Source organism: Methanogenium sp. MK-MG, assembly GCF_009914725.1.
Lineage (GTDB): Archaea > Halobacteriota > Methanomicrobia > Methanomicrobiales > Methanomicrobiaceae > Methanogenium.
Map to the genome: position 1 here is coordinate 1 of NZ_JAAAWJ010000064.1, position 10421 is coordinate 10421.

Sequence of the window (10421 nt, forward strand, 5' to 3'; positions counted from 1 at the left end):
GGATCTCCCGGGCATCACAGTTGCCGGGAACAGCAAAACACGGGACGTCAATCTGTTTAAATACCTCATTTGCTTCCTGTGGATCTCCACAGTCGGTGATATCCCCGGCAATGATGACCATATCCGGAGCAAGTTCCATGAAACCGGGAATCGTATCATACTGGCCGTGGATATCTGTCAGCAGAAGTATTTTCATCATGATAACTGGTCTTCATTATCCTTAAAAAACCTTGCCTCAGCATCGATCCATGAACCGGTTGCCTTTCCACTTTGTGCCAGCCTTCCCAGTTCCCGCTGCACGTCAGGAAGAATGGTGCGTGCCGACGTCCCGGCAAGGGGGGTTCCCGGAAGCGGGGTGAAATGATGGACGTGCACAATACCATGGCGGGTAATCTCTTTCATCTGTGTGACAGAAAGCCGCTGTTCGTCATCTGATTCATACGGAAGGCCCACAATATAATCGACAACCGGGGTCATGCCATGGTCTCTGCAAAGGTCATATGCCTTCATCACATCCTCTGCCGTGTGGCCGCGCCTGAGCATCTGTAGTACATGATTACTGCCGGACTGCGCACCAAAATGAACCTTCCTGTTCGCACAATAGCTCTCAATCAGGTGCAGTGATGCGTCAGATATACACTCGGGCCTCACTTCACTGGGAAAGGTTCCGAAAAAAATTCTCCTTCCGGTTAACGATTTGAGCAGTTTTTCAACTTTGTCAAGGCGTATATGAATGCCATCAGATCCATAGCCAAGAGCATTCGGCGTGACAAACCGTACGTCACGGAACACGCGGGTGGCACGCTCAATATCATCGATTCTGCGGTGACGCATATGCCTGCCGAACAGTCGCGGCGTCTGGCAGTATCCGCATCCAAACGGACAGCCACGGCTAATCTCAGTATACCCCTTTACCGAAGTAAACGGTGGATAGGAGGGGAGAAGCACACAATGGTTCGGCATCACCACCTGCTTTTTTGACGCCACTCCGGCCGGCAGGGTCTGACTGCCGGACTCAATCATTCTGAGAAGGGCAGGCAGAGTATATTCCCCCTCACCAATCACCACATAATCTGCATACTGGCGTACTTCTTCCCAGCAGGCGGTGGGATGCGGCCCCCCGGCAATGGTAATGCACTCAGCATCAGATATTTCATCCCTGAAATGAGGTTCATTTACAGAGTTAAGACTGTAACAGGTGATGTCATCTTCCGGAGCATCCACTTCATTCAGAGTGATGCCGGAAAGTTCACATGCCGCGTTCAGAGCAGCAAACGAATTTTTTGCCCACGGTATGGAACGCCAGTTAATCTTCATCAGGCATATACCCTCTGGGAATTATTTTTTTCACACATTTTAACAGGATATAACAATACACGCCGATACCCGGAATTAATCGTTATTAAGTGTAATCTCACCCAAACTGCCATCAACGGATGCAGATAATCCGCCTTTCAGCTCTTCGATTGGTGTATCAGGGCGGTCGACCATCGGGATTTCTGCGAGTATTGCCCCGACAGCGATAATGGGTTCGGCTTCGGTATTGATTATGGCAGACGGTGCCATATTGTTCCGTCTGAGTGCATAGATGACATACGAACCGACAGTAGAGCCTTTTCCATACGGGAAGGCAAGCACTTTTCCCGCTATTGACTGCCCTTCCAGAGGGTGACCGGATTCAATCACAACACCAGTCTCCGGATCGACTCCTGACAGAAAGGAGATCGGTTCACTGCTGACAAGAACAGCACCGGTTCCGATGCCAGCTGAAATGCCGCGTGCCTGAATTGTAATGGACATACTACATAAATGTGGTGAGAACAAAGATAAATATGACATGGATGAGACCATCATCAGCAATACCAATACCGAACGAAATCCGACCAGCCTGACCGAACAGGAATATGAGGAAATAATTGACGATCTGCAGGAAACAGTTGAAATCCAGACAAAAGAACTTTCCAGTGCTAAAAAGGAGAATGAACAGCTGAAAAAGGAGAACAATCAGCTGAAACGGACGCCGCTCTTTGTAGCGTCAGTCATTGACATTCTGGATTCAGGAGAGGTGTATCTTCGTCAGCAGGGGAACAACCAGGAATATATTACCGGAATCACAGATGATCTGAGAACTGAACTGAAACCCGGCATGAAGGTTGCTGTTAACAACGCTCTTTCCATCGTACGTATCGTTGCCAATTCTGTTGATTCGCGCGTGCGGGTTATGGAACTGATAGAATCTCCTGATACCACCTTTGAAAAAATCGGGGGACTCAGAGAGGAGATCGAAGAGGTCAGGGAAGCGGTTGAATATCCGTTGACAAAGCCTGAGATATTCCGCAGAATCGGTGTTGAACCACCCAAAGGCATTCTGCTCTACGGACCGCCGGGTACCGGAAAAACACTGATAGCAAAAGCAGTTGCCCATCAGGCAAACGCCACCTTCATTCGTATGTCCGGCAGTGAACTGGTCCATAAATTTATCGGAGAAGGTGCCCAGATGGTGCGGGAGCTCTTTACCATGGCACGGGAACGGGCCCCGTCCATCGTCTTCATCGATGAAATTGATGCAATCGGAACCATGCGGATGCATGACGGCACATCCGGAAGCGCAGAAGTGCAGCGGACCCTGATGCAGCTCCTGGCAGAGATGGACGGATTTGACAACAGGGGTGACGTCAGAATCATGGGAGCGACAAACCGGGTGGATATGCTGGACCCCGCACTTTTGCGGCCGGGACGGTTTGACAGGGTCGTGATGGTTCCGCTTCCGGACACCGCTGCCCGCCACCAGATACTGAAGATTCATTCTGCAAAGATGCAGCTTGTGGGGGTTCCTCTTGACAAACTGGCAGCGGAAGCTGAGAATACCACCGGTGCAGAACTTGAAGCAATCTGCCGTGAGGCCGGAATGATGGCTGTCAGGCGGGATGCAGATGCAGTCACATGGTCCGATTTTGAAGAAGCCATGCGTAAGGTCAGGGATAAAACCCAGAAGCCGGACATCATGTTCCTTTAGATTATGAAGGTACTGCTCATACAGAAGGAAGGAACTGACCTCCATTCCACTCTTTTGGCATCCGAGACAAGCCGTGAACTGCTCCGTTTTTACCACCCGAAAAAAACCGACTGGGGAGTCTGCATTGAAGTGTCAACCCTGGGAAGTGCGCTCTCGGTCATATCTGAGATAAAGTGGTACATCCAGCGGTATGTATCCCAACCGCTCTGTCTGCTCTCAAATGGAATTATCTGTACTCCCCCGTATGCAGGCATCATCTATGGACGTGAAGAGTCTGTTCATGACAGCTGGGACCGGGAGATCGTCTATGGCATTAAATATCATACTGTTCTGGACCGGATGGCGGTAACTCCCGAATCAGCAATAAATGATGTCACTGAATTTGCATCGGGAATGGACACAACATTCCGTGCACGCTGTTCTGAAGAAGAGCTTAAAAAAATATAAAATATTTTTCAGGCAAACATCGCACTGTCGTACGGGCTGCACTTCGGATGATGGGTAAGGTCAAAGGTAACTTTGTCAATCGCCTTGATAAAGTCAGACTGATACACCTTTGTTCGCTCAGCACGAATGGCAAACATTCCTGCCTCTGTACAGATTGCACGGAGTTCTGAACCATTCTTTCCGTCTGTTAACTCGGCAACTTCATGGAGATCAACTGCGACATCCAGAGCCATATTTTCAGAATGTATCTCCATAATTGACCGTCGCCCATCAGAATTGGGCAGGGGTATTTCAATGATACGGTCAAAACGGCCCGGTCGCAGCAGTGCGTGATCAAGAATATCTATTCTGTTTGTGGCAGCGACTATTTTTACATCGCCCCGGGACTCAAACCCGTCCATATCAGCAAGGAGCTGCATCAGGGTCCGCTGCACCTCCCGGTCCCCGGACGTGGTGCTTTCACTGCGCATCGCGCCAATCGCATCAATTTCATCAATGAAAATAATTGACGGGGCGTTTTTCTTCGCCAGTTCAAACAGTTCCCGTACGAGACGCGCTCCCTCACCGATGTACTTCTGCACCAGTTCTGACCCCACGACCCGGAGAAAATGTGCATGGGTTTCATGGGCCACCGCACGGGCGAGAAGGGTCTTTCCCGTTCCCGGGGGCCCGTAGAGGAGTACTCCTTTCGGGGGAACGATTCCAACAGATGCGAACAATTCCGGGCGTGTTAACGGCAGTTCAACTGCTTCTTTCAGCTCGCGAATCTGTTCTTCCAGACCGCCGATCTCATCATATGTCTCATCAGGAGAATCGACTACTTCCATGCCATAGATCTGGCTGTCGAATGCTTCCGGCAACACCTCAACAACCGTGAGTGACTGTTGATTCATCGTGCATCTCAGTCCGGGTTTCAGGTCTTCAGGCTTCACAAAATTTGATACCCTCACCATAAAACGCGGACCGGCACTGCTCTGCACTATTACGCGCTGTTTATCAATAATATCTGAAACAGTGCCGATAACAAGCGGGGGGCTTCTGAGTTTTTCAACTTCACTCTTCAGCTTTCTGATTTCACGTTCGTAACGGGTTTTCTGGTTTTCTACATTCTTTTTTTCAATATCGAGCTGCCGTACCTGCTCTTTGAACTGTATATTTTTTGATTCGAGTGCTGCAATCCGGTTCAGAAGATACTCATTCAGGTCTTCATCGCCGATCTCGGGATTTGGCACAGAGTAGTCCCCCATTTGAAACCTCAATTAGGTATATCTGTTCATATGACTATAAATTTGTTTACGATTTGAAATGTCCGAATGTGAAGTTTGCGGCGCATCAATCAATGGCGAGCCAGTTCTTGTTCAGATTGGCGGAGCTAAGATGTGGGTGTGCCCGAAATGTGTGAAACTTGGTACAGAGATCAAAAAACCGCCAGGTGCCAGAGTTCCGGGAGCAAAACCAAAGGTTGGCTCCAGAAAACCACAGAAAAGCAGACCCCGTGATGTTTTTGATATGATGGGAGGAGATATTGTCGATGATTTCAATGTCAAAATCCGTGAAGCCAGAATGGCAAAAGGGTGGACGCAGAAAGATCTCGCACAGGAAATAAAGGAAAAGGAAAATCTCATCAAAAAAATTGAAACCGGATTCGTCCCGGAAGACCGGGTACTAAAGAAGATCGGGAAAATCCTGGAGATTGAACTGATTGAATCGGTTGATGATAGTATGAAAACATCCGGCGGATCTGCAATGACAACAACACTTGGAGATATGATCCGGATAAAAAAACAGGGAAGATAATACTAACAGAAGGTTACACAATATGGCTGCTCCATTCATTCTCATAAACCTGAAATCCTATACTGAGGGATTTGGACATAACGCACAGAGAATTGCTCAGAGTGCAGAACGAATCGCACATGAGAATGACGTCAGAATCGGTCTGGCTCCTGGATATATGGACATACATCCATTAAATGTTCATTATTCCCTGCCCGTTTTTGCCCAGCACGTTGACGGAGTTGCTCCGGGGGCACAGACCGGGCATATTGTTGCAGGGGCCCTGAAGGCAGCAGGTGCCACAGGGACGCTGATAAACCATGCTGAACGCAGGCTGACGCTCGCGGATATTGAAGCAGCAAACCGTCTGGCCCGTGCTGCAGGTCTTGAAACGGTCATCTGCACAAATAATGTTGCCACAAGTGGTGCCGCAGCGTTTTTCAGTCCGGATTATATTGCCATAGAACCCCCGGAACTGATTGGCAGCGGAGTATCTGTTTCAAAAGCAGATCCCGGAATAATTGAACAATCTGTCGAGGCAGTGCATTCCGTGAATGCGACGGTAAAAGTGCTGACCGGTGCCGGAATCAGCACAGGTGAATGTGTCAGAACAGCACTGGACCTTGGCACCGATGGTGTCCTTCTTGCATCAGGTGTGGTGAAAGCAAAGGATCCTGAAGCGGTTCTTCGCGATCTCGTATCACTGATCTAGGACAGGTGTCGTATGCAGTCGTGTTTGGTGATGACACCAACCACCTTTCCCTTATTCATGACAAGGACGGCATGATGGTTCCGGAGACTGTGAACGATTGCATCTATCTTTTCTGAAGGCGCGACTGTGGGAAACCCTTCTTCCATGATGTCCGTGACAGTATTTTTCATCGACCGCTGAATCGTTCCGTTTTCCATGGCCGCGATGATGGCTGATTCCGATACACATCCGATAGGGACACCGTGTGTTATCACAGGAACCTGTGATATGCCATACTGTTCCATCACATCCACAGTATGTTCAATGGTCTCCTCAGGAGCGATGCTGATGACAGGGGTGGTCATAATATCCCCGGCAGATGTACGGGATGTCCCTGATTCATTCAGTATTTTAACAATCCGGCGGAGTGTGCTTGCCCGTGGATCAACAGTCCCGGTCTCTATCCGTGCAATCATGGACTGTGAAAAGCCTGCCCGTTCTGCCACATCTGATTGTGTCAGGCCTGCCTTGATACGTTGTTCCCGGATCTCATCGGGTGTTGGAATCTGCATGTTGTTATTATTAGAGGTGATAATCCCTCAAAATAATATGCCCTTAGAAGATAATTGCCCACAACAATTTTGTCATGCCACCTCTTCCCGGTACAGCCCAAGGCGCTGAATGAGATAATCATAGAGATGCTCCTCCATTGCCTGCTCGTCCATCGGTGATGAACAGACAGCCACACCGTATAACAGCATCAGGGCGGTATCGAGCATGTATGCATCCCGGATATCTGTTTTTTCTTCCGGCAGTAGCACCGCCAGCCATCTGAAGCTGTCTTCATCGAATGCATACTCCGTGTCATCACCGGAGATTATTCGTGTGTCATCATGCGAGGGGTCGTGTCCTTCCCAGTCAAAACTTGATTTAATGGTCACCTGTTCGGGTATCTTTTGCAGTGCATCATTCTTTACAATCAGGACTGCACGTATGAGATACTCAGGAATATTTTCTGTCTCTTTGAAAAGGCCCAACGCCTTATCCGCCTGCGCAACGGCCCGGTCATATAATCCCATCCTGTAGCCGGTGAGCATTGACGCAATCGCGTGTCCGGCTGATTCATCAGGAAGAGGGCATTCTGTTTTCAGTTGTTGGATATACGCAGAAAAGAAATCAGTGTCATTCATCGTTTATGCTCCGGTAGTGATACCTTACGGTAAGCTGGTATATAGCTTTTTCAAAATTGAAGAATGAGTGGGAGTAGTAAGCCCCATTCTGTTTCTATGTGGCATTCAGCTACGCGCCATACCCGGGCAGGCCCGGACCCGGCCTTATTGCCCTGTTCTGGCTTGCACCCGTAGGGTTTCACCGTTCCATCGAATCCTGCCGCTGTGCATCAGCGAGTTAACTCAGCACCTGGTGCCTTCTCGCCATCAGCTATACACTGACGGCTCGGTCGCATCATCGCTAACGGCAGGCCGTGTCGTTTCTGTGTCAGAGCCGTGACTCTCGCCACCCGCACTTGCATGCGGCTACGCGTCCGGTTGGTGTGGGGACTTTCCTCAGCAGCATTTTCTGCCACCGTCAGCCACACACTCCCTCTCCTATTAATATTGTATCTCGCAATATTTATGGGCATGGACGGGATCAGCAGTGAAGATGGTGCAACGGCGGTGAAACTCGCACGCAGGGTTCTTCAGGAGAACATCGGCAAAGATAAACTTCCGGCGGTAGCAGTGCCGGATTCATTCAGTGAAAAGCGGGGCGTATTTGTCACACTGAACCGAAACGGCGAACTCAGAGGCTGTATTGGATTTCCAACACCGGTGCTTTCGTTATCAGTTGCAATTCCCGACGCTGCACTCTCCGCCGCATTACACGATCCGCGTTTTCCACCCGTACGCGCCGAAGAACTTCCCGAAATTTCAATAGAGGTCACTGTACTGACACCCCCCGTTCTTGTTTCAGCCCCTCCGGCCAGGCGTCAGGAGGCAGTCACCGTTGGAAAACACGGGCTGATTATTGCAGGCTACGGAAGAACCGGCCTTCTTCTCCCGCAGGTGCCGGTTGAATACCACTGGGATGCCGGGACATTTTTAGATCAGGTCTGCATAAAAGCAGGTCTTCCTCCCGGAACATGGAGAAATGATGACACTGAACTATACACATTTGAAGGACAGATATTTTATGAGGAGGAACACACGTGATCACCTTTGAGAGCCAGCATAAAGACATATGGGCGAGAACAGGAAAACTCAGGGTTGGAGATAAAACTGCAAAAACACCCCTGCTCCTTCCGGTAATTAATCCGCATATCCAGTTGATACCTCCTGAAGAAATGGAGAAGATGGGTGTTGAAGCACTGATCACCAATGCATATATCTTCAGTAAAAGCGAGGAGTTTCGTGAACGGGCAATGAATGAGGGCCTGCATGCAGTGCTTGGATTTCAGGGCATTATCATGACTGACTCAGGTGCATTTCAGCAGTCGGTGTATGGGGACGTAGCATTTTCAAATGCTGATACGGTCTGTTTTCAGCGCCAGATAGGGAGTGAAATCATTGTCCCCATGGATCTCGCCACACCACCCGACCGGGATCATGACGGGGCGGCAGAGGAGCTTTCTGTGACCATGCAGCGGATTCGCGAAGCGATGGAAATCATTGATGACGGCCACCTCGCAGCCCCGGTGCAGGGAGGCCTCCATCCCGATCTCCGGAAGAGGGCAGGAGAAGAGGTGCGTGAGACAGGAGCGGTATTCTGCCCTATTGGTGCCGTGGTGCCGCTTATGGAATCATACCGTTATCGTGATCTCGTCACCGTTGTGATGGCAGCAAAACAGGCACTCTCTCCGGGCTCATGCATTCACCTCTTTGGGGCAGGGCATCCATCGATGTTTGCCCTTGCAGCAGCCATGGGATGTGATGTATTTGATTCTGCGGCCTATGCACTCTACGCCCGCGAAGGACGATACATGACCGTATCCGGAAGCTATAAACTGGCTGAACTCAGCGAACTTCCCTGTGCCTGTGAAGTCTGCCGTTCGCATACGGCACGCGAATTACAGGCATCACCGGATAAAGAGAAACTGCTTGCCAAACATAACCTTCTGGTCAGTCTTGCAGAGATTGCACGTATCAGACAGAGTATTCAGGACGGCACCCTCTGGGAACTCGTTGACGAACGCTGCAGAAATCATCCCCGCCTGCTTGACGGCTACCGGGAACTCCTGAAGTATACCGATGTACTTCTGACCCGTGATGCGGTCTCAAAACGCAGATTCTTCTACCGGGGCAGTGAATCCTGCAAAAGGACAGAAGTGATCCGCTACCATGAAATGATCCCGCGTTTTTCTGTCACAGATGCCATCCACATCAGCCTGAATGACGAGGCAGGCCCCGTTGGCGCAACAACGTTCCTGTTTAAACCGCCATTCGGCCCGTACCCCCACGGACTAAAGGAGACATTCCCTATCGGCCAGAGTGAAATTCCCGAATGGGATGAAGTGATGGTCCAAAGTGGGTGCAAAGGCATCATACAACTGATCAATGCAAATCCGGGCATTCCTGTCACCATCCATGCCGGTGAGAGATGGAGACCGGTGATGACGGATGCACTACAGAGTGTGGAGGAATTATATGAGTTTATTTGAACGCATCATTCGCGACGGCCCCGGACGGACGGGGAGATACACTTCCGGAAAATATGTGGTGGCAACACCGGGAATCATCGACCCAAGAGAGATGTTTCCCGATTTATTCAATCATCCGTTCGCCAATACGCCACCTGAATTTCCTGAAAAAATCAGATGGCCAGCGCCCATACAGTATACCGGAATCCTGAATGCATTTGTCGGAGAGAAACCGGATGGTTCAGAGGAGTCTGCGGTCATTGTTCCGGGGTGTCATACACTCTTTGACAATCCCAGGCGGTTTACTGAACTTCTGATTGCACTCAGGGAACGCTTTCCCATGGACACGGCATGGTATGCACCGGCCAGTGCGCTCCCGTCAAATGCGGCCATTCTCATCTACTGCGGATTTGACCTCTTTGATTACCGTGCTGTGGACCTGATGACGGTACGCAATATGTTCTGCACACCGGACGGCGAGTTTCCCTATGATGAGGTGCGTGATTCCGGGCTGTGCAGCTGTGAAGGCTGCAGAAATAATGATCTGGGACTCCATAACAGGAACACGCTGGACACAGAGATTGCAACCGCACGCTGGTTCATTCGCTCGCGTGTGTTCCGTGAATTCATTGAAAAACGTACACGGAATAATGCCTGGCAGGTGGCTGTTATGCGCCTCCTTGACGCTGCACCTGCCTACTGCGAACCGATGATACCGATTGTGCGGAGCACACCATTCTCAGCCAATACTGCTGATTCCCTGAAAAGAACCGAGGTCACACGGTTTGTGGACCGGGTGATTGACCGGTTTATACCGACCCGTACCGATACGCTGGTGCTTCTGCCCTGCTCTGCAC

The 10421-nt window shown here is 50.2% G+C and carries 12 protein-coding genes, 1 other RNA gene and 1 pseudogene; 7 read left to right on the plus strand and 7 right to left on the minus strand.

The annotated features are described in order from the left end of the window. The 3 genes from MKMG_RS08815 to MKMG_RS08825 form a co-directional block, all read right to left on the minus strand. On the minus strand, nt 1–199 hold a 199-nt coding region (locus tag MKMG_RS08815; RefSeq protein WP_174235648.1), incomplete at its 3' end, for a metallophosphoesterase. Then, nucleotides 196–1317 carry a TIGR04013 family B12-binding domain/radical SAM domain-containing protein gene (locus MKMG_RS08820; RefSeq protein ID WP_165077385.1) on the minus strand — a complete coding sequence of 374 codons (1122 nt, stop codon included), beginning with the start codon at nt 1315–1317 and terminating at the stop codon, nt 196–198. The genes MKMG_RS08820 and MKMG_RS08815, both read right to left, overlap by 4 nt. Before the next feature lie 75 nt (nt 1318–1392). Beyond that, a complete protein-coding gene (locus MKMG_RS08825) occupies nt 1393–1800 on the minus strand; it encodes a DUF126 domain-containing protein (protein WP_165077386.1) in 408 nt (135 codons plus the stop codon). Here MKMG_RS08825 and MKMG_RS08830 point away from each other — a divergent pair. Continuing rightward, nucleotides 1793–3016 carry a proteasome-activating nucleotidase gene (locus MKMG_RS08830; protein ID WP_371415208.1) on the plus strand — a complete coding sequence of 408 codons (1224 nt, stop codon included), beginning with the start codon at nt 1793–1795 and terminating at the stop codon, nt 3014–3016. The two genes, MKMG_RS08825 and MKMG_RS08830, sit on opposite strands and share 8 nt — an antisense overlap. Nucleotides 3017–3019: 3 nt before the next feature. Then, nucleotides 3020–3463: a DUF5804 family protein gene (locus MKMG_RS08835; protein WP_165077387.1), complete on the plus strand. Its 444-nt coding sequence runs from the start codon at nt 3020–3022 to the stop codon at nt 3461–3463. A gap of 8 nt (nt 3464–3471) precedes the next feature. Here MKMG_RS08835 and MKMG_RS08840 read toward each other — a convergent pair whose 3' ends face one another. After that, entirely contained in the window at nt 3472–4710 is a 1239-nt protein-coding gene (locus tag MKMG_RS08840) for a proteasome-activating nucleotidase (protein WP_165077388.1), read from the minus strand. A gap of 58 nt (nt 4711–4768) precedes the next feature. On the opposite strand from MKMG_RS08840, the gene MKMG_RS08845 reads away from it, so the two are divergent. Further along, nucleotides 4769–5260, plus strand: coding sequence for a multiprotein bridging factor aMBF1 (locus MKMG_RS08845; protein ID WP_165077389.1), 492 nt, complete (start codon nt 4769–4771; stop codon nt 5258–5260). A 22-nt stretch (nt 5261–5282) separates the two neighbouring features. Next, nucleotides 5283–5951, plus strand: a complete 669-nt coding sequence (gene tpiA / locus MKMG_RS08850; protein WP_165077390.1) for a triose-phosphate isomerase — start codon at nt 5283–5285, stop codon at nt 5949–5951. Here tpiA and MKMG_RS08855 read toward each other — a convergent pair. From MKMG_RS08855 to rnpB, 3 genes are all read right to left on the minus strand, one after another. Continuing rightward, nucleotides 5948–6502: an XRE family transcriptional regulator gene (locus MKMG_RS08855; RefSeq protein WP_165077391.1), complete on the minus strand. Its 555-nt coding sequence runs from the start codon at nt 6500–6502 to the stop codon at nt 5948–5950. The genes tpiA and MKMG_RS08855 overlap by 4 nt on opposite strands. Before the next feature lie 72 nt (nt 6503–6574). Then, the gene (locus MKMG_RS08860; RefSeq protein WP_165077392.1) at nt 6575–7120 is read right to left on the minus strand and encodes a hypothetical protein; all 546 of its coding nucleotides are present in this window, start codon (nt 7118–7120) and stop codon (nt 6575–6577) included. A 65-nt stretch (nt 7121–7185) separates the two neighbouring features. Continuing rightward, an RNA gene (rnpB, locus tag MKMG_RS08865) (RNase P RNA component) lies at nt 7186–7537 on the minus strand. 33 nt (nt 7538–7570) lie between these two features. Here rnpB and MKMG_RS08870 point away from each other — a divergent pair. The 3 genes and pseudogenes from MKMG_RS08870 to MKMG_RS08880 all read left to right on the plus strand — a co-directional run. After that, nucleotides 7571–8140, plus strand: a complete 570-nt coding sequence (locus MKMG_RS08870) for a TIGR00296 family protein (RefSeq protein WP_165077393.1) — start codon at nt 7571–7573, stop codon at nt 8138–8140. Next, entirely contained in the window at nt 8137–9585 is a 1449-nt protein-coding gene (tgtA, locus tag MKMG_RS08875) for a tRNA guanosine(15) transglycosylase TgtA (protein ID WP_165077395.1), read from the plus strand. The genes MKMG_RS08870 and tgtA overlap by 4 nt, the downstream gene beginning before the upstream one ends. Continuing rightward, nucleotides 9572–10421, plus strand: a pseudogene (locus MKMG_RS08880) (pseudouridine synthase); the annotation flags it as partial. The gene tgtA and the pseudogene MKMG_RS08880, both read left to right, overlap by 14 nt.